Raw genomic sequence first — 21,593 nt, forward strand, 5'->3', positions numbered from 1 at the left:
CGCCGCCGTCATCCATTCCTCTCCGGCCCAAACTTCAAGGTGCGAATGATCTTTGGAATCGACCTTTCCGCCCTGTTGCCGTTCATTGCCGTGGGCTTCGCCGCCCAGATGGTGGACGGCGCGCTGGGAATGGCGTTCGGAGTGATCAACTCCACGCTGCTGGTGAGCGTGATGGGCGTCCCGCCCGCACAGGCATCGGCGATGGTGCACACCGTGGAGACCTTCACCACGGCCGCGTCCGGCGCCAGCCATATCTGGCACAAGAACGTGAACTGGAAGCTGTTCGGCCGGCTGCTGATCCCCGGCGTGATCGGCGGCGTGATCGGCGCCTATGTGCTGAGCAACATCGACGCTTCGGTCACCCGCCCCTTCGTGATGACCTATCTCGCCTCGATCGGCGTCTATCTGCTCTATCGCGCCTGGCGCGGCAAGGTGGAGCCGCGCGAGCCCAAGATCATCGAGCCGCTGGGCCTGGCCGGCGGCTTCCTCGATGCGGCCGGCGGCGGCGGCTGGGGGCCGGTGGTGACCAGCAACCTGCTCGTCCAGGGCGCCAGCCCGCGCACCACGATCGGCACGGTGAACACGGTGGAGTTCTTCCTCACCGCCACCGTCTCGGCCGCGTTCATCGCCACGCTGGGCTGGGCGGCCTTCACGCTGCAGACCGTGGGCATCCTGATCGGCGGACTAATCGCGGCGCCGTTCGGCGGCCTGCTCGCCAAGCGCGTGCCGACCCGCGCGCTGATGACGCTGGTGGGCGTGCTGCTGACCATCACCAGCGCCTATTCGGTGTATGTCGCGCTGACGCGTTGAACGGCGAGCGCGCCGGACTTTACGCGATCCTTATGCCGGGGCGCGCTTTCCCTCTCGAAGCTTAATGCCGGGCCCGCCCATATCCCGGCCATGTTGGACCGTAGCAAAGTGCGCCGCCGCGCGCGCATCCGGCGCCTGGGCGCCTATGAGAGCCCGTGGCAGCGGCGCTGGACCAGGATCGTCGACTGGCTCGGCGCGCGCCGCCCGCTCGACCTTATCCTGGGCTGCATGATCCTGATCACCGTGATCTCGATGATCGCCCGGTCGATCTGATTTCGGGCAAGGCCGCCGCGGGTCACCCCAATCGGCGAGGGGCTCGATCCGGCCGTTCCGGCATGGAATCGCCTTGCCCCGCCGCGCAAGGGTTGGGCCTTCCCATCTTGCAGCGCAGCAGGCTTTCCCCTGACGGCCGCATCGCCGCCCGTGTGGAGGACAGGGTGTGGCGATCATAGCTGCATGGCATTGCAGATAAATCATGCAATCAATCACTCGGCCGAAATTGATCGATTAAACCGATCATCGCGAACGGGCTTTCCAATTTCACATTGCGCCGCAGCAGCCCTATCTCGCCATTGCAACAACAACCCCCGTTCTGGAGGAATACCAAGCAATGGCTCTTATCGGCAGCACCATCAAGCCGTTCACCGCGCAGGCCTATAAGGAAGGCAAGTTCGTCCAGGTCACCGACGCGGACACGAAGGGCAAGTGGGCGGTGTTCTTCTTCTACCCGGCCGATTTCACCTTCGTGTGCCCGACCGAGCTGGAGGACCTGGCGGACATCTATCCGCAGCTCCAGAAGATGGGCGTCGAGGTGTATTCGGTGTCGACCGACACCCATTTCAGCCACAAGGCCTGGCACGACACCTCGCCCGCGATCGGCAAGATCAACTATTACATGCTGGGCGACCAGAACCACGTCCTGTCGACCAATTTCGACGTGCTTCGCGAGGGCCAGGGCCTGGCCGATCGCGGCACCTTCGTCGTCGATCCGGAGGGCGTGATCCAGCTGGTCGAGATCACCAGCGAGGGCGTTGGCCGCAATGCGACCGAACTGCTCCGCAAGATCAAGGCCGCGCAGTACATCGCCGCGCATCCGGGCGAAGTCTGCCCCGCCAAGTGGGAAGAGGGCGCCGAGACGCTGGCGCCGTCGCTCGACCTGGTCGGCAAGATCTGATCCCCCAGGCGCCCGTTTAGCCCCCCTTGCGGGCGCCACCATGCGGCCCGGGACGAATACCATCCCCCTCGTCCCGGGCCGTTTTGTATCTGAATTTGTGGAGTTTCCGCCATGCTCGACGCAAACCTGACCCAGCAGCTCAAGGGCTATCTCGCGAACATCCGCGCGCCGATCGAGCTGGTCGCCTCGCTGGGCGACGATGCCAAGTCGCGCGAACTGGCGGAACTGCTCGACGAGATCGCGGCGCTTTCCGACAAGGTCTCCGTGGCTCGCACCGGCAGCGATGCGCGCAAGCCCAGCTTCCAGATCCGCCGCACCGACACCGATATCGCCGTGGCCTTTGCCGGCATCCCGATGGGGCATGAATTCACGTCGCTGGTGCTTGCCTTGCTCCAGGTCGGCGGCCATCCGAGCAAGGCGGCGCAGGAACTGATCGAGCAGGTGCGGAACCTGGACGGCGACTTCGCCTTCGAGACCTATTTCTCGCTCTCCTGCCAGAACTGCCCGGACGTGGTGCAGGCGCTGAACCTGATGGCGGTGCTCAATCCGCGCGTCACGCATGTCTCGATCGATGGCGGGCTGTTCCCCGCCGAGGTGGAGGCGCGCAAGGTGATGGCGGTGCCCAGCGTGTTCCTGAACGGCGAGCCCTTTGCCAGCGGCCGGATGGAGCTGGAGCAGATCGTCGCCAGGATCGACACGGGTGCCGCCAAGCGCACCGCGGCGAAGATCGCGGCGAAGGAGCCGTTCGAAGTGCTGGTGGTCGGCGGCGGCCCCGCCGGCGCGGCGGCGGCGATCTATGCGGCACGCAAGGGCATCCGCACCGGCATCGCCGCGGAGCGTTTCGGCGGCCAGGTGCTCGACACCATGTCGATCGAGAACTTCATCTCGGTGCCGCACACCGAGGGGCCGAAGCTGGCCGCGCACCTGGAGCAGCACGTCAAGGACTATGACGTCGACATCATGAACCACCAGCGCGCCGCGAAGCTGGTGCCGGCGCGACAGGAAGGCGGGCTGCACGAAGTGGTGCTGGAAAGCGGCGCGAGCCTGCATGCGCGCACCGTGATCCTCTCCACCGGCGCGCGCTGGCGGACGATGGGCGTGCCCGGCGAGGAGGAATATCGCAATAAGGGCGTGACCTATTGCCCGCATTGCGACGGCCCGCTGTTCAAGGGCAAGCGCGTGGCGGTGATCGGCGGCGGCAATTCGGGCGTCGAGGCCGCGATCGACCTGGCCGGGCTGGTCGCGCATGTGACGCTGATCGAATATGACAGCCAGCTGCGCGCCGATGCGGTGCTCCAGCGCAAGCTGGGCAGCCTGCCGAACGTCAAGGTGATCCCTTCGGCGCTGACCACCGAGGTGGCGGGCGACGGCGAGAAGCTGACCAGCCTCACCTACAAGGATCGCAACCACGGCACCGAGCACCGGATCGAGCTCGAGGGCATCTTCGTCCAGATCGGCCTGGTGCCCAATACCGAGTGGCTGAAGGACAGCATCGCCCTGTCGAACCGCGGCGAGATCGAGATCGACGCGCGCGGCGAGACCTCGCAGCCGGGCATCTTCGCGGCGGGCGACTGCACCACCGTGCCCTATAAGCAGATCGTGATCGCGATGGGCGCGGGCTCGACGGCGGCGCTCTCGGCGTTCGACTATATGATCCGCCTGCCGGACGAGCTGAGCGAGGCGGCCTGACTTCCAAATCCTCCCCGAGCCCGTCTCGGGGAGGATTTGAGTTATCGCCCACGCCACTTATATATGCGCCAATCATCGATACAGGCGATCAATGGCGCAGACCACCTACCTCCCCACGCTCAAGCAGCTCCAATATCTCGTCGCGCTCAAGGACCATGGCCATTTCGGCCGGGCGGCGGAAAGCTGCTACGTCACCCAGTCGACGCTCTCCGCCGGCATCCGCGAGCTGGAGACGCTGATCGGCGTGGTGCTGGTCGAGCGTACCCGCCGCGTGGTGCGCTTCACGCCCCTGGGCGAACGCATCGTGGACAAGGCGCGGCGGGTGCTGCGCGAAGCGGACGAGCTGGGCGATCTTGCCCGTGCCGCGGGGCGGCCGCTTTCGGGCGAGATGCGGATGAGCGTGATCCCCACCATCGCCCCTTTCCTGCTGCCGCGCATCCTGCCGAAGCTGCGCCGCGACTATCCCGACCTGAGGCTCTATCTGCGCGAGGAGACCAGCGGCCAGGCCTGTGAAGGGCTGCATCATGGCCGCACCGATTGCGTGCTGCTCGCCTTGCCCTATGCGTGCGGCGATGTGGAGACGGCGTCGCTGTTCGACGACCGGCTGTTCGTCGCCTTTCCGGAGGGCGAGATGGACCCCAGCGCTTCGATCCGCCCGGCCGAGATCGACGAGACGCGGCTGCTGATGCTCGAGGACGGGCATTGCCTGAAGGAACATGCGCTGGCCGCCTGCAACCGCCCGGAACTGCGCGCCGAGGCGACGATGCTCGGCACGTCGCTCCACACCATGGTGCAGATGGTCGACAATGGGCTGGGCGTGACGATGCTGCCGGAGATGGCGGTGGATTCGGGCATCCTCGACCATACCCAGGTCGCGGCGCGGCCGCTCGAGGCGGAGAATGCATCGCGGCGGATCGCGCTGGTGTGGCGCAAGGCTTCCCCAAGGGAGCGCGACTTCCGGCTGCTGGCCGACGTGCTGGCCGAGGCCCGGCCCTAGCCCGGCTGCATGAGGGCTTCGCGTAGCTGACCTAGCTGCCGCATACGCTATCGTTGACGCCTTAAGCTTGCCAGCGCTCTGCCGCCTCTGCATCGGAACTGCGCGGCTCGACCCAAGTCGCACTGTCTCCCCGCCATTCGCGCTTCCAGAAGGGGGCGTCGGTCTTCAGCCGGTCGATCAGATAGGCGCAGGCGTCGAGCGCCTCGCGGCGATGCGCGGCGGCGGTGCCGATGAAGACGATGCGCTCGCCCACTCCCATGCGGCCGACACGGTGGAGGATCGTCACCCCGAACAGGCTCCAGCGCGCCATCGCCGCCTCCGCAAGCGTGCAGAGCGCATCCTCGGTCATGCCGGGATAATGTTCGAGCTCGAGCGCGGTCACGCCGCCATCGCCGCGGACCACGCCGGTGAAGCTCGCCACTCCGCCCGCGCCGCGCGCTTCCAGCGCCGCCAGTTCCAGCGCCAGCTCGATCGGCGCGGGATCGATCGAGACGCGGATCATCCGCCGGTGACCGGGGGAAAGAGCGCGACTTCGCGCGCATCGCCGAGCGGCGCGTCGAGCGGAACAAAGCGCTGATCGATCGCGGCGCGGAGCCGCGCGGGATCGGCAAGGGCGGCGGCGTGGCCGGGGCTGCGGGTGGCGAGCCAGCGGACCAGATCGGCGACGTCGCGGACCGCCTCGGGCGGGTCGACGGTTTCATGCCCTACCCCCACGGCCTCGCGGACCCAGGCGAAATAGAGCAGGTCCATCAGCTGTCCATGTGCCGCAAGCCGACGCGCAGATAGTCCCAACCGGTGATCAGCGTAAGCGCGGCGGCGAGCCAGAAGGCGGCGAGCGCGGTGTCCCACAGCCAGGCAAAGGGCAGCGCGCCGGCAAGGATGAGCCCGCCCAGCGCGACGAGCTGGAGCGTGGTCTTCCACTTGGCGAGGCGCGAGACCGGCAGCGAGACCTGGATGCCGCCCAGGAACTCGCGCAGGCCCGACACGGCGATCTCGCGCACCAGGATCACCAGCGCGGGGACCAGATGGAGATCGGTGATCACGCCGCGCCCGGCGAGGATCAGCAGCACCGCGGCGACCATGATCTTGTCGGCGATCGGATCGAGGAACACGCCGAGCTTGGAGACCGTCCCCTGCGCCCGGGCGAGATAGCCGTCGAAATAGTCGGTGATGCCCATCAGGCAGTAGAGCGCGAAGGCGATGCCATAGCCCAGCCGCCATTCGGGCCACCAGAGAAACGCCGCGAGGAGCGGAACCGCGAGGATGCGCGAGAGCGTCAGGATATTGGGCAGCGTGAGCATCGGGCAAGCTCTACCACCGCACTCCCCCTCCCGTCATCCCCGCGCCTTTCGTCGAACCGGCCCGTGCAGGGATGGCGTTGCAGCGTCACGCCCGGCAGTTCCCCGGCGAAGGCCGGGGTCCAGCTGCAACCTCGGTTGAGAGGCCTCCCCCACCTCACCGGCTTCGCCGATACTGGGCCCCGGCCTCCGCCGGGGAACGGGATTGGCCCTACTTCGCTAGCCGGCGCTATTTCAGCAGCTTGAAACGGATCGCCTGGCCGCCCCCCGGCGCAAGGTCGAGAGCGAGCGTGTCGGCGCTGCCCACCACCCGCTTCTCGATCGCATAGGCAACCGGTTTCTTCACATAGTCGGCGTCCGGGGCATCGCGGTAGATCTGTGCCTCGTATTTCCGGCCCGGCTCCAGGAAATCGAGCTTCACGGGCAGCTTGCGCGCCATCTCGTCGGTGATCGCGCCCAGATACCAGTCGCCGCCGCCGCGCGCCTGGCGGGCGACCACGACATAGTCGCCGATCTCCGACGCCAGCGTCTTCGTCGTCTCCCAGTCGGTCGGCACGTCGAGGATGAACTGGAAGGCGTCGCGATGCTTCTCGTAATTCTCGGGCAGGTCCGCCGCCATGTGGATCGGCGAATAGAGCACGACATATTCGGCAAGCTGCGCAGCCAGCGTCGACTGGTTGCGCTCGGTCAGCAGCGTCTTGCCGTGCTCGAGGTCGAAGATGCCCGGGGTGAAGTCCATCGGCCCGCCCAGCATGCGGGTGAAGGGCAGGATCGTCAGATGCTCGGGCGGGTTGGTCGGGCGGCCCCAGGCGTTGAACTCCTGGCCGCGCGCCCCCTCGCGGCTCACCCAGTTCGGCCAGGTGCGCCGCAGGCCCGTGTCCTTGACCGGCTCATGCGTGTCCATCACGATATGGCGCGCCGCCGCGGCCTCGATGACCTTGAGGTGATGCCGGACCATGAACTGGCCGGCGAACCATTGCTTGCCGCCCTCGCGGTCCAGGATGTCGCCGGAATGACGGACATAGCCGGTCTTCACCGCCGGCACGCCGACCTTGGCGTAGAGATCGAGCGCGGCTTCGAGCTGGTTCTCATAGTTTACCACTGCGCCGGCGGTCTCGTGATGGCCGATCAGGTGGACGCCCTTCGACTTCGCATATGCCGACAGCATCGGCAGGTCGAAATCGGGGTAGGATCGGGTGAAGCTGAACTTGTCGCCATTGTCGATCCATTCGCCATCCCAGCCCTGGTTCCAGCCTTCGACAAGCACCCCGTCGAACCCGTATTTCGCGGCGAAATCGATATAGCGCTTCACATTGTCGTTGTTGGCGCCATGGGTCGGCCCGCTGCCCCAGGTGGTGCGGTTGAGATGCATCTCCCACCAGACGCCGACATATTTGCCGGGCTTGAACCACGTGCCGATATCGGGGAGCCTGCTCGGCGCGTTGAGGTTGAGTTCGATCCGGCTGTCCGCCAGCGCGCCGGGCGTGGTTCCGATCAGCAGCGTGCGCCAGGGCGTGGTGAACGGGCCGGTCTTCTTCGCGCCCACGCCATCGGGCCAGGGCATCAGCCAGGCAGTGAGCGTGCCGGCGCCGTCGCCCTGGAGCAGCATGCTCGGGAAATCGACCAGCGCGGCTTCGTGGAAGGAGAGATAGAGCCCGTTGTCGCCCTTCAGCGTCAGCGGCGTCTCGGCAAGGGTGATCCGCCGCGCATCGGTCTGGGTGTAGAGATATTCGTCGCGCTCCTGGCCCAGGCCCTGATACCACCAGGCCTGATACGCCCCCTTCGTCCTGAACTGGGTGCGGTCCGCCATGACGCGCACCTGCTGGCCATCGGCGATCCCGGCATAGGAATAGCGAAAGCCGATCCCGTCGTCGAAGATGCGGAAGGTGACCTGCATCGCCTTGTTCAGCGCAGTGTCGCCCGCGATCGTCACGGCGAGCTCGCTATGGTTGTCGCGGATGCGGCGCTGCTCGCCCCAGGGCTGCTCCCAGCTGGTGTCCGAAGCGGCGCGGCGGGCATCGGTGATCGCGGTATAGCGGGCCTGGGGCTCGCCGGCGAAGCCCAGGCCGAGGTTCGAGGGAGCGATGACGAGCTGGTCGCCGCGCTTCACTTCGTAGAGCGCCGCGCCATCTTCGACCGAGACGCAGACTTCCAGCACCTTGCCCGGCGACTGGGCACATTCGCGGCTCCCGGCAAAGGCAGTGCCGGGCAGTGCGAACGCGAGGAGCGTGACGAGGGTGCGAGAGGTCATCCGATTTCTTTCCTGTGGGGAGATCATGACTTGAGGAATGCGGTGCGCAGGCGCTGGCGGAGCGCGGCGCGTTCGCTCGCGCGCATCTCGCCCAGCAGCCCGCGCTGCGAGGGCGGGATGTGCGCCGCGCCGTCCTCGGCGAAGACATGGGTTTCGAACATCGCCCGCCAATAGCCGCGCTCGGCGGGCGGCAGCCGGCGATAGGCCAGCAACGCGGCGAGGAAGACGTCGTGCGGCTGTTCCACGCCCGGGGCATCATCGCCCCACCAGTAATTCACCATCGCGTTGAACGGGCCCAGCGACGTGACATGGTGCCACCAGTAGCGCGGCAGGAAGAGCGCATCGCCGGGATCGAGGAACGCCACCCGGGCCGTGGCCAGCGCATCGGCGAAGCGCGGGAAGCGGGCGAGGTCGGGCGCCTCGGGATCGACCAGCGAGAGCGGCGGCGGATTGTCGAGCGGGCCGACATAGAGGTTCGCCACCTGGTCCGGCGGGAAAAGCAGGAAGCGCCGCCGCCCGGCAAGGACGCAGGCGAGGTTGTGGTCGCGATCATTGTGCGTGCGGGTGTGGGCCGGGCCGCCGACCCAGAGGCGGGGAACCACGTCCGCCGGGAGCAGCGGCATCGGGTTCTGCGCGACGAAATCGGGCATCTGCGCCGCCAGCGGCAGCATCTGGACCGCGACATGGGGCGCATTCTCTTCCCCTGCGAGGCGCAGGATCCGGTCGAGCGCGTCGCCCAGCCGGGCGCTGCGGCGGATGAAGTTGAACTCGCGCAGGTCCGTGCCATAGCCGAACTTGCCCAGGGTGCGCGCGGGCGCCTCCATCACCGGCACCGGCCCGCCGCGATCGAGGCCCTTGAGATAGGCGGCAAGCGCCCCCGCTCCGGCCCGGCCGGCGGCGCGTGCGGGCCAATGCTCGCACACCCCCTTCAGCACCACCGGCTCGCCGGTTTCGATCAGGCTCGCGAGATCGGCGGCGGGTGGCGCGGCGCGCGCGGCAACGCGCGGCAGGCCGTCGAGCGGGCCGAGCTCGGGGCCGGCGGCGCGGCGCAGCGGCTCAGCCATCGGCGAGCCCGGCGAGATATGCCTCCTGCGTCGGCTGGCGCAGCACTTGCTCGCGCACGAAGCCGAGCATGCGGCGGAACTGCGCCTTCGCTTCCTCGGGCGGCACGCGGTCGATCGCGGGCGGCCAGCTTTCCGGCTCGACGCCGTGCCCGAGGAACAGCGCACGCCAGCTGTCGGGCGGGAGATTCTCCTCCTCGAACGGCGCGAGTTCGGCCCGGGCGCGGAACAGCGCGACGGCATGGGCCAGATCGGGCGAGACCGTGCCCGCCCGCGCCGCGTCCCAGAAGGGGCCGGCATAGCGGGCGAGCGCGTAATGCGCGGATTGGAAATCGCGAAGCCGGTCGAGCGCCGCGCCGGCGGCGCGGTTATATTCGTCGCGCTCGGCGGCGAAATGCGCGGTCGCCGGAAAGTCCGCGAGCAGCTGGACCAGCCCGACCTGGAGCCCGAGCAGGTCGAGGCCATGCACGGGATCGAAGACCGCGCCGAGCGTGACGCAGTTGCCGGTCCAGGGCCGCGCGGGGCGACCGGGCTCGACGGCGGCGATCCGCACCCCCGCCAGCGGCAGGCCGGCAGCCGCGCCGGCGGCCCGAAGCGCTTCCTCGTCGGTCGCATGCGCGCTCGACCAGGCATGCACGACGAAGGTCGCCGGGCGGCCGGGATGGAGCGCGGTCCAGCCGGTGGGGCCGGCGCGATCCTCGGCATAGACCGGGATGTTCGCGAAGGGCGGACCAGCCGCGGTGAGGACGCGGTCGACCGGGAAATGCGCGCGCCAGCTCAGATGCGCACCGCCCAGCACACCGCCCGCATCGACGAACAGGTCGGCGGCGAGGCGGCGCCCCGCGCCGAGATCGAGCGCCACGATCGCATCGCCTGCGCGCTCGACCGTCAGCTGCTCCGCGGCATGCGCTGTCGCGCCGTGACCGATCGCCGCCGCGCGCAACAGCCGGGCATAGGGGATCGCCGGCAGGTGATAGCCATAGTCGCAGCGGCCATAGATCGCGTTCTCCGCGTCGGGCAGCATCAGCCGTCCCTGGCGCGCGGCGGCGGCAGTGAGCGAGAAGTCGTCCAGCGGCACGCCGAGCCCATGGGCCCGCGCCTTGACCCAATGCGCGAAGAAGTCGCGCCCGCCGATCTGGGTTCCGGCCGAGCCATAGGCATGGAGGAAGGCGGGCCAGGCGCCGGCAAGGTCGGTGAAGTTCCGGCCGAGCGTCAGGTTGCCGCCCGTGGCCCGGAGCAGCATGGTCTCGTCGATGCGGAGCTGGTTGTGCAGCGCCTCCAGCGCCGGGAAGGTCGCATGGGCATCCACCGACGCGAGCGCGCTGGGCAGCTCCACTGCCTCCACCTGCACGCCCGAGGGCGCGAGCCCGCGCGCCAGCGCGGCGGCGGCGAGCCAGAGCGGCGCGTCGCGGCCGGCGACGATCACGGTGAAGGGGCGGCTCATGCCGTCACCGCCCGGTCGTCCGCGGTGCCGCGCGCAGCGGAGCAATAGCTGGCGATGAACTCGGCATGCGCGGGCAAGGCCGCCGCGTTGGTGGCGATGCGCTCCCTGAGCTCCGCCAGGCGATCGGCGACTTCGTCGAGCGGCGCGCGATCGGCGAGCCGGTCATGGGCCTCGGGCAGGATCCCCTGCCCCATCAGCACCGCCAGCCAGCTGTCGCGCGAGAACAGGCCGAGCTTATAGTCCGGCGCGCGGCCGCTCGAGCGGAACAGCGCGATCTTGTGCGCCAGGCTGTCGGGCAGCGCCATGTTGCGCACATGGTCCCAGAGCGGTTCGCCATGACGCGCATTCGCCGTGTAGTGGAGCACCAGGAAATCGCGGGTGCGGTCGTAATGGATCGCGAACAGCCGGTTGAACTCGGCCGCCAGGCGCGGATCGGGCGGGCCGCCGCCGGGCAGGGGCATCAGGTTGGCAAGGTCTGTGACCGCGGCCTGGATCAGGAAGATGCTGGTCGATTCCAGCGGCTCGAGAAAGCCCGAGGACAATCCGATCGCGACGACATTCCCCTCCCAGCCCCGCGCCCGGCGGCCGGCCTGGAAGCGGAGCAGCCGGGGATCGGCGAGCGGCGCGCCGTCGATCGCGCCCAGGATGGTCTCGCGCGCCTGTTCCTCCGAACAGAAGCTGCTCGAGAAGACATAGCCGTTGCCGGTGCGATGCTGGAGCGGGATGCGCCAGGTCCAGCCGCCGGCCTGGGCGGTGGAGCGCGTGAAGGGCGTGATGCCCGCCGCGCCGGCGCAGGGCACCGCCATGGCGCGGTCGCAGGGAAGCCATGCGCTCCAGTCGTGCCAGGCGACGCCCATGCTCTGGCCGAGCAGCAGCGAGCGGAAGCCCGAGCAGTCGATGAACAGGTCGCCCGCGATCGCGGCGCCCGACTGGAGCGCGACGCTTTCGACCAGGCCGCTTTCGGCGTTGCGGGCGATGTCGACGATCTTGCCTTCGATCCGCCGCACGCCGCGCGGGGTCGCCCAGCGGCGCAGATATTCGGCATAGAGGCCGGCATCGAAGTGATAGGCATAGGAGAAGGTCGAGCGGATCGAACGCAGGTCCTCGTCGGGCAGGTCGAACACGCCTTCGCGGCACATCGCCACGGCGAAGCTATGGTCGAACCAGTCGCCGACGTCCTGGCCGGCGGCCCGGGCGCGCAGCCAATGATGCTGGAAGTCGATCCCGCCCCAGCGCTCGCCGAAACTGCCGAACGGGTGGACATAGCGGCCGCCGGGCTTGTCCCAGCCGACGAACTCGATGCCGAGCTTGAAGCTGCCCTGGGTGGCGCGCATGAACTCGGCCTCGTCGAGCCCGAGCATCGCGTTGAACTCGCGGATGTGCGGCAGCGTGGCTTCGCCGACGCCGACCGTGCCGATCTCGTCGGATTCGATCAGCGTCAGCGCATAGTCGGTCGGCGGCAGCAGGCGCGCGAGGCCGGCCGCGCACATCCAGCCCGCGGTCCCGCCGCCGACGATGACGACGCGCAGCGGCGCCGGGGATGGGTTCGACCTGGGCTGCATGACACCCGCTCGTGAAATGGAAAAACTGGCGCCGCCGGGAATGAAGGGTACCGGCGGCGCCGAGGGGAGTTAGAATTTGAACCGGGCGCCGAACTGGAAGCGCCGGTCGACGCGGCTCCAGTTCGCGTCGCGGAACACCGGCTTGGCGTTCGGCGTGGCGCTCGAGTCCCCGAAGATCTGCTGCTGGAACACCGTGGTGGTGCCGAGCAGGTTCGATCCTTCGATCGACAATTCGACCCATTTGGCCAGCGAGAAGCGCAGCGACCCGTCGAGGAAGCCCGCCGCCTTCTGGAACACCGGCAGGCCGATGCAGCAGTCGAGATTGTTGGTCAGGAAGCGCGAGCGCCAGTTATAGGCGAGACGCATCGCCACCGGGCCCTTCTCGTACAGCGCCACGGCGTTGAACGTATGCTTGGAGATGCCCGCCAGCTGGTGCGAGTCGATCACCACGCCGCGCCCGCCGGAGACGTCCAGGCCCGCGCCGAAGCCGCCGGTGCCCCCCGCATCGAGCGCGCCCTGCGTCACCAGGTTCGAGTTGCTGATGCCCGACTGGTCGACAAAGGTGTAGTTGAGCTGCGTGCCGAAGCCGCTCAGCACGCCGGGCAGGAAGTCGAAGAAGGTCTGGAACGCGACTTCGACGCCCTTCAGCTCGCCGCCGCCGGCTCCGTTGCGCGGACCGCGCATCAGCACCGTCTGGGTGGAGCCGTTGTTGGTGAAGCTGCGCAGGAACTCGCCGTACGAGATCGTGCCATTCAGCTTCTTGTAGAAGCCGTCGATCGTGAACGAGCTGCTGCGGCCGAAATAATGCTCGAAGGTGAGGTCGAACTGGTCGGCCGTGACCGGCTTCAGCGCCGGGAAGCCCGATTCCGCGCGGAACACGAAATTATAGCCGGTCACCGTGCCCGCCCCGTTCTTCACCAGATAGGGCGAGTCCGGCCTGCCGTTGAGATCCGGCCCCAGGATCGAGACGAAGTTGCGCAACAGGCCGAAGTCCGGGCGCGACATGCCCCGCGAATAGCCGAAGCGCACGAAGCTCTTGTCGTCGAGGCCGAGGCGCAGGTTGAAGCTCGGCAGCCAGTTGTCATAGCTCGCCTTGTAGCTGTTGGGGCTGCCGCCGCCGCTGGCGAACGCTGCCACCGCCGGGGTGACGAAGCACATCGGGTTGACCACCCAGCCCGTCGGCAGCGGGCCGCCGCAGGGAACATAGTTGTTGAAGGTGGTGGTCAGCGGATAGCCGACGCTGCCGTCCGAGGCGATCTCGGTGCGCACGAAGCGCAGGCCGATATTGCCGCGAACATTGACTCCGCCGATGCTCATGCCGTCCCCGCCGAAGCGGAGCATCGCATAGGCGGCCTTGGTCTTCTCCTTGACGTGCATCACCTCGGACGGAAGGTAGCAGCCCTCGATCGTGGCGTCGGCGCGGTCGCAGATCGGCTGCCAGCCCATCGGCGAATTGGTGGTCGCGCCGCTCACTCCCTGCACCAGCCGGGCGCGATCCGTCAGCGTGGCGCGGTTCATGTAGACCAGCGCCGGATTGTCGTAGACGCCGCCATTGTAGAAGCCGTCGCCGAGCGTCACCGACTCCCACATGCCCGCGCCATAGCCCTTGAAGTCCGGGTGGCCGGCATTGCAGGCCGGATAGGCCCCGCCCGTGGTATTGTCGATGTTGAAACCCGGGCCGTTGCAGTTCCACGAAGCCGCGACCGGGCTCCAGTTGAAGGTGGAGTAGCGGACCGTCTGGCTGCGATCCGCATAGCGCACGCCGACCTTGAGCGAATCGAGCCAGCCGCCCTCGTCGAAATCATAGGCGATGTCGCCGCGGAACGCGGTTTCCTTGGCGTCATTGTCCTCCATGTGCGCCTGGATGAACGGCATCCAGTAATTGTGCGGGTTGGAGAGGCCGCCGGTGGCGTAGTTGACGTTCGAGCCGGGCAGCAGCTTCACCTGGGGAGTGCCGTCGCGGTTCGTGGCGTACTGCATGTTGGCCATCGAGCCGACCGCGACGAGGATGTCGTCATTGGTCGTGTTGGCCCAGATGTGCTGCACGTCGAGATTGACGTGCAGCTTCTCGGTCGGATCCCAGCTGATGTTGCCCGACAGGTCCTGGGTCCGCTCGCGGTGATCGAAGTTGCGTGCCTCGTTCTGGAAATAGAGGCCGTCCTGCAACGTGGTGCAGACCGACGGCGCGGCGCAATTGTTGACGAAGGGCAGGCCCGGCACGGCCGAGCCGGTGTTGATCGCTTCCTGGGTGCTGTCCCAGCTCCCGCGCCAGCTGCCATGCGCCTGGGTGAGCGTGCCCGAACGGAGCATGCCATCCGCCCCGAAGACGAAGGGCGAGGTGCCCGGCGCGGCGCCGAGGAACGAGCTGGTCCGCGGATAGAAGGCCGACTTGCCATACGCGTCGCCCTGGAAGATCACATGGCTGGCCCGCTCGAGCCAGGCATTGTGATATTCGCTGTCGTTGTACTGCGCGGTCATCCGGAAATTGCCGGCATTGTTCTCATATTGCGCCGCGGCCGAGATGCCGCGACGGGTGCGATCATAATCGACCTGCGAATAGCGGATGCCGTCCGGAATATAGGCCCAGCCCGAGCCGCCGAACGGGTTCGAGGCGCAGGCGACCGAGCCGTCGGAATTGACGATCCCGCCGCCCGAGGCATTGGTCGAGCCCGTCGTGCAGAAGGTGTCGATCTTGTCCATGATCACGCTTTCCGTGCGCGTGACGACATGGCTGCGGGCGAAATCGGCGAGCAGGCCGAAGCGGCCGATCGCGGTATCCCAGGTGTTCGAGATCAGCCCCGAGAACTCGCCGGTCCACTCCTTGGAGCGAGTGCCATAGGTCGCCTTGGCATTGCCGGCGACCACAAGGCCCTTCTGGTCGAACGGCAGGCGGGTGCGCAGGTTGACCGTGCCGGCCAGGCCGCCCTCGATCATCTCCGCCGTCTGGTTCTTGTACGCATCGACGCCGGCCATCAGCTCGGGCGAGACGTCGTTGAAGTTGAGGCCGCGATAGCTGTCGGCCGAGAAGCTGTCGCGCCCGTTGAATTCGGTGCGAACGAAGGTGAGGCCGCGGATGAGCACGCCGGTGGGCTCGCCCGAGGGGTGCGTCGAATCGTCGGTCGATTGCAGACGCGAGGTGGTGATGCCCGGCACGCGCTGGAGCGCGCCCGACACCGAGGTGTCCGGGAAGGCGCCGATGTCGGTCGCGGTGATCGAATCGACAACGGTGTCGGAATCGCGCTTGATCGTCTGCGCGGTCTCGAGCGCCTTGCGGACGCCGACGACGACGATCGTGGGCGAGCCGTCCTCTTCCTGGGCTGCTTCGGGCGCACGGGCCGGTGCCGGGGCGGTCTGCGCCTGGGCGATGCCGGCAAGACCCATCAGGGCCATGGCGGCAAGCGAGGCACCGCCCCGCAAGATGGTGGTCTGCTTCATCTTTCCTCCCTCCGTCGCTCCTTTGCGGAGCTGTTGCACGCACGACGCCCCGGAGCCCCCGCCCCGCGGCATCGCGTCAATTCCCTTGTCGGTGCGTGGAAATGCGCGTGCGGCAACGCCCTGCGCTGCTGCGCATGATCGCAAGCCGGCCATGCCGCGCTTCCCCCAAGACACCCTCCTTATGTGCCGGCGACGCTCTACGGCGCCACCATCCACCGCGAGCCACCCGATCCGCCGGCGCGAAAACGCCCACGGCCCTGCCGGGAAGCTCTTTGCGTAACTTTGCGTAAATTGAGCATGACCGCAAGAGGGAAATTTTCGAAAATTGAAACCGATCTATAGCATTATAATATAACAATATTATGCCGATACCCTGCCGAAACCGATTGGAATCACCTGACCATGGACGAGTCGCGCAATGCAATTTTACCTTGCAATCAATGCAAGTTTTGCACAAACTGACAACGCAATGCAAAGCAGCGCAACTCCGCACGCCGGTCCGTCGGCGATGTTATCGGGTGCCGGTATCGGCGCCGGGCGGGAGCGTGAGCGCGAAGCCGGCCGCGATCAGCAGCGCGGCGGCGGCGAGGACCAGCGCATATTCGGCCTGGCCGTGAAAGGCACGGCCGACCAGGGGACCGAGCATCGTCGAGGCGACGAGCTGGGGGATCACCAGGAACATGTTGTGGATGCCCATATAGACGCCCGCCTTGCCCGGCGGCACGCTGCCGGCGAGCATGGCATAGGGCATGGACAGGATCGCCGCCCAGGCGAGCCCGACGCCGAGGGTCGGCAGCCAGAGCGCCACCGGATCGGCGACGAGCAGGAAGCCGAGCAGCCCCGCGGCGCCGAACGCCAGACACAGCGCATGCGTGGCGCGGCGGCCGAGCCGCTCGCCGATGCCCGGCAGCAGCAACGCGCCCAGCGCCGCGACGCCGTTATAGCCGGCAAAGAGCACGCCCACCCAATCGGCGGCGGCGTTATAGCCCGGCGAAGCGGGATCGGCGGTGCCATAGTGGCGCAGCGCCAGCGCGGGCACGGTATAGATCCACATCGCGAACAGGCCGTACCAGGTGAAGAACTGGACGATGGCGAGCCGCTTGAGCAGCAGCGGCATCGAGCGGATGTCCTCCACGATCTCGAGAATGCCGATCGAGCTGCGCCCGAGCCGGCGCAGGCGGACCACCACTGCCTGGAGCAGCCCGAACAGGAAGCAGATGCCCGCGACGACATAGATTTCGCGCTTCCAGCCGGCGAGGGCCGCGGCGCCGGCGATGCCCAGGCCCGCGAGCATCCAGGCCATGCCGTGACGAAGCAGCGAGGCGGCGCGTTCGGGCGACAGGACGTGCGGCGGCATCGCCGCTTCGGCCGGCCGCGCCGGCGCCGGGCATTCGGGAGTGGTGACGATCGTCCAGCCCACCGCCGCCAACAGGCAGAAGCCGCCGATATAGAAGGCCATGCGCACCGATTGCGGGAGCATGCCCGGCGCGGGCTGGCCGCTCAGCCCCGCCCAGTGGACGAGCATCCAGGGCAAGGCCGAGGCGAACACCGCGCCCGTGCCGATGAAGAACACCTGCATCGCGAAGCCGGCGGTGCGCTGGCTCTCGGGCACCCGGTCCGCCACCAGCGCCCGGAACGGCTCCATCGCGATATTGATCGAGGCAGTGAGCACCCACAGCATCAGGCTGGCGGCCCAGAGGCTGGCCGCATTGGGCATCAGGAACAGGGCAAGCGCAGTGCACAGCGCCCCCGCCAGGATATAGGGCCGGCGCCGGCCGAGCCGGCCGCGGGTGCGATCGCTCAGATGGCCGATGATCGGCTGGACCAGCAGCCCCGTGGCGGGGCCGGCGATCCACAGGATGGCCAGATCGTCGAGCTCGGCACCCAGGGTCTGGAAGATACGGCTGGTATTGACGTTCTGCAGGCCCCAGACGATCTGGATGCCGAGCAGGCCGAAGCACATGTTCCAGATCTGCAGCAAGCCGAGCCGCGGTACCCGCGGCGCGTCGCTCGCGTCGCCAGCTTGCAATGCTCCCCCCTCACCGTTCTAAACTGGCCGTATTCGGCTTTCCTCAAGCTTGGGCACAATGGGCAGCAGTAGCAACAACAATACGACGCTGCAGGATCTCGCGCAGCTGGCCGGCGTATCGATCTCGACCGTCTCGCGGGCGCTCAACGATCATCCGCTGATCAGTGCGCGGACGAAGCAGAGGATCTGGGCGCTGGCGCGCGACCATGACTATCCCTTCCGCCCCTATATGCCGGCGGCGCCGGTGGGCGCCGAGGGGACGATCGTGATCGTCACGCCCTTCATGCGCGGCCGGCCGCTGCCGCTCTCGCACCCCTTCTTCCTCGAGCTGCTCGCCAGCATCGGCGAGGCGGCCCGCGCGCGCGACTGCGACTTCACGGTGAGCCATACCACCCCGGCAAACTATGCGGACCTCGTCGCCGCCACCACGACCAGCCGGGCGAGCGGGGTGATCTTCCTCGGCCAGTCCATGCTGCACGACGCGTTCAACCAGCTGACCGAATCCAATGCCAATTTCGTGGTATGGGGCGCGCAGATGGCCGGGCAGCTCTATTGTTCGATCGGCTCGGACAACCAGCTCGGCGGGCGCCGCGCGACCGCCCATCTCGCCCGGCTGGGGCGCAAGGCCATCCTGTTCCTGGGCGGCACCGATCCGGAATCGATGCAGCGCAAGCGCGGCTACGACGAAGCGCTCCGGGAAGCCGGGCTGGAGATGGATCCCAAGCTGGTGGTGCCGGTCGATTTCGAGCTCGAATCGGCCGATGCGGCGGTGAGCCGGCTGCTGCGGCGCCACGTCCATTTCGACGGGATCGTCGCTTCGTCCGACCTGATCGCGCTCGGCGCGATCCGCGCGCTGCGCCGGGCGGGCGTGTCGGTGCCGAACCAGGTATCGGTGGTCGGCTATGACGACATGCTGCTCGCACGGCTCTCCACGCCCGCGCTCAGCACGATCCGGCAGGACACGTTCGAGGCCGGCCGCCAGCTGGTCTCGCGCATCCTCGATCCCTCCCCCGATCCCAGCGCCGAGCGGCTGCCGACGGATCTGATCGTGCGGGAGTCTTGCGGGGGGTGAGCGCATGGTTCCCCGCCCCGGAAGGGAGGGGACCAGAGGGAAACCCAATAACCGTTTGCCGCCCTGCATTTCCCTCGGCTATGCCCGCGCCTCATATAGCGGGAAAGCCCGCGCACAGAGGTGAAGGTAGTTCTATGCATGGTGCGGCGCTCGGATTGATGCGGGAGCGCCGGTTCCTGCCGTTGTTCGTCACCCAGTTCCTCGGGGCGTTCAACGACAATCTGTTCAAGAACGCGATGATCTTCTTCGCGACCTACCAGATCTTCAATTCGGTCGAGGACGAGACCCGGTTCAGCGCGATCGCCACCGGCATCTTCATCCTGCCCTTCTTCCTCTTCTCCGCGCTCGCCGGCCAGCTCGCCGACACCTACGACAAGGCGAAGATCATGCGGATCATCAAGGCCGCCGAGGTCTTGATCATGCTGGTGGGCGCCTCCGGCATCTTCCTCAAGAATCTGGAGCTGATGCTGGTCGCGCTCGTCGGCATGGGCATCCACTCGGCGTTCTTCGGCCCGATCAAATACGCGATCCTGCCCCAGCATCTGGAGGAAGACGAAGTGCTGGGCGGCACCGGCATGGTGGAGGCCGGCACCTATATCGCCATCCTGTGCGGCACCATCGCCGGCGGCGTGCTCAGCGCAAAGGCCGCCGCCTTCGCGGTGATCGGCGTGGCGGTGACCGGCTGGTTCGCCTCGCTGCGGATCCCCGCCGCCCCGCCGCTCACCACGCTGAAGATCGACTACAACATCTTCCGCGCCTCGTGGCGGCTGATCTCGGCCACCATGCACATCCGCCGCCTCTATCTCGCGATCATCTCGATCAGCGTGTTCTGGACGATCGCGGCGGTGCTGGGCGTGCTCTTCCCGCCGCTCGTCAAGAACGTGTTCCACGCCCAGAAGGACGTGGCGAGCGTGTTCCTGGGCATCTTCTCGGTGGGCATCGCGATCGGATCGGTGATCATCAACCGGCTGCTCAAGGGGCATGTCTCGGCGAAATATGCCGTGCGCTCGGTGCTGACGATGATGATGTTCGTGATCGCCTTCTATTTCGTCGCGCGCTTCTGGCCGGTGCACGACGGGCCGCTGATCAAGACCGCCGCGTTCGTGATGATGCCGCTGGGCTGGGCGGTGCTGGGATTGCTGATCGCGATCGCGATCACCGGCGGCATGTTCGTGGTGCCGCTCTATGCCTTCCTGACCACCACCGTCGAGAAATCGCAGACCGCGCGCACCGTGGCGGCGAACAACATCGTCAATGCGGGCTTCATGGTGTTCGGATCGGTCGGCATCTTCGGAGTGAGCAACATTCCCGGGATCGGCGTGGCCGAATGCATCCTGGTCGTGGTGTTGCTCTGCCTGGCCTCGGCCTGGTGCGCGAATCGGCTCTACAAGGCCGAGGACGCGCCGCATGTGCCGGACGTGCTCCCTTGATGCGGCTCGGCTGACGCCGAACCCGGAGCGGGGCGGCGGCGCCCCGCCGTCAGGCGATGAACGTGAAGAAGCAGACGAAGAAGGCAGTGAAGCTCAATGCGAAGAGCTTCACGTCGCTGTCGTCGCGCAACTTGCGCTGCTGCGCCACGGCGCGGCGGACGTGGCGGCGGAACGGGTGGCGGCGGGGCGCGTAGCCCTCGATGACGAGCTGGCGTTGCATGGCCAGCAGTTAACGACTTCTTAACTTTTGCCGCCAGCGTTACCTATGGTTAACCACTGTCCGGCGGCGGGACAGGCCTTGGTTACCGCGCGGCCGGCCCCGTGCTCGCCCGCACCACCAGCTGATGCTCGAGCGTGACGCGCGGCTGGGAAGCATTGCCGCCCAGGATCAGCTCGGCCGCGGCGGCCGCGAGTTCGTGCACCGGCTGGCGGATGGTGGTGAGCGGCGGCCACACCGCCCGCGCCAGGTCCGAATCGTCGAACCCCACGATCGAGAGCGCGCCCGGCACGTCGATGTCGTTCTCATGCGCGACGGCGAGCGCGCCGGCGGCCATGTCGTCATTGCCGGCGAAGATCGCGCTGGGCCGCTCCTTGCGCGCCAGCAGCGCGCGCGCGGCCGCCGCGCCCGAGGCGAAGTCGTTCTCGGCGGCGACGACGAGCGCAGGATCGAAGGCGATGCCGTGCGCCGCGAGCTCGGCCTTGTAGCCGGCGAGGCGATCCGCCGAGGAGGCGTGGCTGTCGAGGCCGCGGATCATCGCGATGCGGCGATGCCCGAGCCCGATCAGATGCCCGACCAGCTCGCGCGCGGCGGCAATATCGTCCATCGATGCCGACATGCCGGCATCCTTGCGCGTGCCCGGCGCGATCCGGACATAGGGCAGCCCGCGCCGGTCGAGCTCGTCGAGCAGCGCCGCGGCCTCGGTCACCGGCGGCGAGAGGATCAGGCCGTCGAGATGCGTCTCGTCGATCAGCGCGAGCACGTTCGAGACGAGATCCGGCGACTGGCTGTCGATCGGCTGGAGCAGCAGGCGATAGCCAAGCTCGGTGCAGCGCTGCTGTGCGCCGGTCTGCACGTGATAGATGTAATAGGGGCTGGGATTGTCGTAGAGCAGGCCGACCTGGAACGACTTGCGCCCGGCAAGCGTCCGAGCGGCATGGCTCGGGCGGAAGTTGAGCCGCGCCACGACTTCCTCGACCCGGCGGCGCGTCTCTTCGCTGACATGCTTCTCGTTGTTGAGCACCCGGCTGACGGTCTTGAAAGACACGCCGGCGATCTTCGACACTTCCTTGATCGTGGGACGGCTGGACATCACTTTCCCCGCCGGGAGGCAGCCCCGGCCT

General features: G+C 67.7%; 18 protein-coding genes. 7 read left to right on the forward strand and 11 right to left on the reverse strand.

What is annotated here, in order from left to right:
• Positions 1–45: 45 nt before the first annotated feature.
• The 5 genes from BGP17_RS06745 to BGP17_RS06765 all read left to right on the forward strand — a co-directional run bounded on the left by BGP17_RS06745 (position 46) and on the right by BGP17_RS06765 (position 4,670).
• On the forward strand, positions 46–810 hold the full coding sequence (locus BGP17_RS06745) for a sulfite exporter TauE/SafE family protein (RefSeq protein WP_167298061.1): 765 nt from the start codon (positions 46–48) through the stop codon (positions 808–810).
• Between the two features lie 93 nt (positions 811–903).
• Positions 904–1,083, forward strand: a complete 180-nt coding sequence (locus BGP17_RS06750) for a hypothetical protein (protein WP_286711444.1) — start codon at positions 904–906, stop codon at positions 1,081–1,083.
• 337 nt (positions 1,084–1,420) lie between these two features.
• Positions 1,421–1,984: an alkyl hydroperoxide reductase subunit C gene (gene ahpC, locus BGP17_RS06755; protein WP_086128770.1), complete on the forward strand. Its 564-nt coding sequence runs from the start codon at positions 1,421–1,423 to the stop codon at positions 1,982–1,984.
• Between the two features lie 111 nt (positions 1,985–2,095).
• The gene (gene ahpF / locus BGP17_RS06760) at positions 2,096–3,673 is read left to right on the forward strand and encodes an alkyl hydroperoxide reductase subunit F (RefSeq protein WP_286711445.1); all 1,578 of its coding nucleotides are present in this window, start codon (positions 2,096–2,098) and stop codon (positions 3,671–3,673) included.
• Between the two features lie 91 nt (positions 3,674–3,764).
• Positions 3,765–4,670 (forward strand): hydrogen peroxide-inducible genes activator, encoded by a 906-nt coding sequence (locus BGP17_RS06765; RefSeq protein ID WP_167298057.1) that lies wholly within the window; start codon positions 3,765–3,767, stop codon positions 4,668–4,670.
• Positions 4,671–4,731: 61 nt separating this feature from the next.
• On the opposite strand, the gene BGP17_RS06770 is transcribed toward BGP17_RS06765, so the two are convergent.
• The 9 genes from BGP17_RS06770 to BGP17_RS06810 all read right to left on the reverse strand — a co-directional run bounded on the left by BGP17_RS06770 (position 4,732) and on the right by BGP17_RS06810 (position 17,750).
• Positions 4,732–5,172: a molybdenum cofactor biosynthesis protein MoaE gene (locus BGP17_RS06770; RefSeq protein WP_286711446.1), complete on the reverse strand. Its 441-nt coding sequence runs from the start codon at positions 5,170–5,172 to the stop codon at positions 4,732–4,734.
• The gene (gene moaD, locus BGP17_RS06775; protein WP_167298055.1) at positions 5,169–5,420 is read right to left on the reverse strand and encodes a molybdopterin converting factor subunit 1; all 252 of its coding nucleotides are present in this window, start codon (positions 5,418–5,420) and stop codon (positions 5,169–5,171) included. The genes BGP17_RS06770 and moaD overlap by 4 nt, the downstream gene beginning before the upstream one ends.
• Positions 5,420–5,971 carry a CDP-diacylglycerol--glycerol-3-phosphate 3-phosphatidyltransferase gene (gene pgsA, locus BGP17_RS06780; RefSeq protein WP_086128762.1) on the reverse strand — a complete coding sequence of 184 codons (552 nt, stop codon included), beginning with the start codon at positions 5,969–5,971 and terminating at the stop codon, positions 5,420–5,422. Before pgsA ends, moaD begins: the two co-directional genes overlap by 1 nt.
• A 226-nt stretch (positions 5,972–6,197) precedes the next feature.
• A complete protein-coding gene (locus tag BGP17_RS06785) occupies positions 6,198–8,219 on the reverse strand; it encodes a glycoside hydrolase family 97 protein (protein ID WP_286711447.1) in 2,022 nt (673 codons plus the stop codon).
• Between the two features lie 23 nt (positions 8,220–8,242).
• A complete protein-coding gene (locus BGP17_RS06790; RefSeq protein WP_286711448.1) occupies positions 8,243–9,283 on the reverse strand; it encodes a cupin-like domain-containing protein in 1,041 nt (346 codons plus the stop codon).
• Positions 9,276–10,724, reverse strand: a complete 1,449-nt coding sequence (locus tag BGP17_RS06795; protein WP_286711449.1) for a tryptophan 7-halogenase — start codon at positions 10,722–10,724, stop codon at positions 9,276–9,278. The genes BGP17_RS06790 and BGP17_RS06795 overlap by 8 nt, the downstream gene beginning before the upstream one ends.
• Complete coding sequence (locus tag BGP17_RS06800; RefSeq protein ID WP_167298051.1) at positions 10,721–12,286, reverse strand: tryptophan halogenase family protein; 1,566 nt, start codon at positions 12,284–12,286, stop codon at positions 10,721–10,723. Before BGP17_RS06800 ends, BGP17_RS06795 begins: the two co-directional genes overlap by 4 nt.
• 69 nt (positions 12,287–12,355) lie before the next feature.
• Complete coding sequence (locus BGP17_RS06805) at positions 12,356–15,721, reverse strand: TonB-dependent receptor (protein WP_167298050.1); 3,366 nt, start codon at positions 15,719–15,721, stop codon at positions 12,356–12,358.
• A 511-nt stretch (positions 15,722–16,232) separates the two neighbouring features.
• Positions 16,233–17,750 (reverse strand): MFS transporter, encoded by a 1,518-nt coding sequence (locus BGP17_RS06810; protein WP_286711450.1) that lies wholly within the window; start codon positions 17,748–17,750, stop codon positions 16,233–16,235.
• 58 nt (positions 17,751–17,808) lie between these two features.
• On the opposite strand from BGP17_RS06810, the gene BGP17_RS06815 reads away from it, so the two are divergent.
• Entirely contained in the window at positions 17,809–18,822 is a 1,014-nt protein-coding gene (locus tag BGP17_RS06815) for a LacI family DNA-binding transcriptional regulator (RefSeq protein WP_286711451.1), read from the forward strand.
• Between the two features lie 134 nt (positions 18,823–18,956).
• On the forward strand, positions 18,957–20,252 hold the full coding sequence (locus BGP17_RS06820; RefSeq protein WP_286711452.1) for an MFS transporter: 1,296 nt from the start codon (positions 18,957–18,959) through the stop codon (positions 20,250–20,252).
• 49 nt (positions 20,253–20,301) lie between these two features.
• On the opposite strand, the gene BGP17_RS06825 is transcribed toward BGP17_RS06820, so the two are convergent.
• The gene (locus BGP17_RS06825; protein ID WP_167298047.1) at positions 20,302–20,472 is read right to left on the reverse strand and encodes a hypothetical protein; all 171 of its coding nucleotides are present in this window, start codon (positions 20,470–20,472) and stop codon (positions 20,302–20,304) included.
• An 82-nt stretch (positions 20,473–20,554) separates the two neighbouring features.
• Complete coding sequence (locus BGP17_RS06830; protein WP_167298046.1) at positions 20,555–21,562, reverse strand: LacI family DNA-binding transcriptional regulator; 1,008 nt, start codon at positions 21,560–21,562, stop codon at positions 20,555–20,557.
• Positions 21,563–21,593 lie beyond the last annotated feature (31 nt).

This window comes from Sphingomonas sp. 67-41 (assembly GCF_001899725.1).
Taxonomy (GTDB): domain Bacteria; phylum Pseudomonadota; class Alphaproteobacteria; order Sphingomonadales; family Sphingomonadaceae; genus Sphingomonas; species Sphingomonas leidyi.

What these genes read in the sequence shown, in the direction of transcription:
- BGP17_RS06820 (WP_286711452.1), top strand. Translation starts at nt 18,957, where the DNA reads ATGCATGGTGCGGCGCTCGGATTGATGCGGGAGCGCCGGTTCCTGCCG.
- BGP17_RS06800 (WP_167298051.1), bottom strand. Translation starts at nt 12,286, where the DNA reads ATGCAGCCCAGGTCGAACCCATCCCCGGCGCCGCTGCGCGTCGTCATC.
- BGP17_RS06770 (WP_286711446.1), bottom strand. Translation starts at nt 5,172, where the DNA reads ATGATCCGCGTCTCGATCGATCCCGCGCCGATCGAGCTGGCGCTGGAA.
- BGP17_RS06815 (WP_286711451.1), top strand. Translation starts at nt 17,809, where the DNA reads ATGGGCAGCAGTAGCAACAACAATACGACGCTGCAGGATCTCGCGCAG.
- BGP17_RS06765 (WP_167298057.1), top strand. Translation starts at nt 3,765, where the DNA reads ATGGCGCAGACCACCTACCTCCCCACGCTCAAGCAGCTCCAATATCTC.
- BGP17_RS06830 (WP_167298046.1), bottom strand. Translation starts at nt 21,562, where the DNA reads ATGTCCAGCCGTCCCACGATCAAGGAAGTGTCGAAGATCGCCGGCGTG.
- ahpC (WP_086128770.1), top strand. Translation starts at nt 1,421, where the DNA reads ATGGCTCTTATCGGCAGCACCATCAAGCCGTTCACCGCGCAGGCCTAT.
- BGP17_RS06745 (WP_167298061.1), top strand. Translation starts at nt 46, where the DNA reads ATGATCTTTGGAATCGACCTTTCCGCCCTGTTGCCGTTCATTGCCGTG.
- BGP17_RS06790 (WP_286711448.1), bottom strand. Translation starts at nt 9,283, where the DNA reads ATGGCTGAGCCGCTGCGCCGCGCCGCCGGCCCCGAGCTCGGCCCGCTC.
- moaD (WP_167298055.1), bottom strand. Translation starts at nt 5,420, where the DNA reads ATGGACCTGCTCTATTTCGCCTGGGTCCGCGAGGCCGTGGGGGTAGGG.
- pgsA (WP_086128762.1), bottom strand. Translation starts at nt 5,971, where the DNA reads ATGCTCACGCTGCCCAATATCCTGACGCTCTCGCGCATCCTCGCGGTT.
- BGP17_RS06785 (WP_286711447.1), bottom strand. Translation starts at nt 8,219, where the DNA reads ATGACCTCTCGCACCCTCGTCACGCTCCTCGCGTTCGCACTGCCCGGC.
- ahpF (WP_286711445.1), top strand. Translation starts at nt 2,096, where the DNA reads ATGCTCGACGCAAACCTGACCCAGCAGCTCAAGGGCTATCTCGCGAAC.
- BGP17_RS06795 (WP_286711449.1), bottom strand. Translation starts at nt 10,724, where the DNA reads ATGAGCCGCCCCTTCACCGTGATCGTCGCCGGCCGCGACGCGCCGCTC.
- BGP17_RS06805 (WP_167298050.1), bottom strand. Translation starts at nt 15,721, where the DNA reads ATGAAGCAGACCACCATCTTGCGGGGCGGTGCCTCGCTTGCCGCCATG.
- BGP17_RS06825 (WP_167298047.1), bottom strand. Translation starts at nt 20,472, where the DNA reads ATGCAACGCCAGCTCGTCATCGAGGGCTACGCGCCCCGCCGCCACCCG.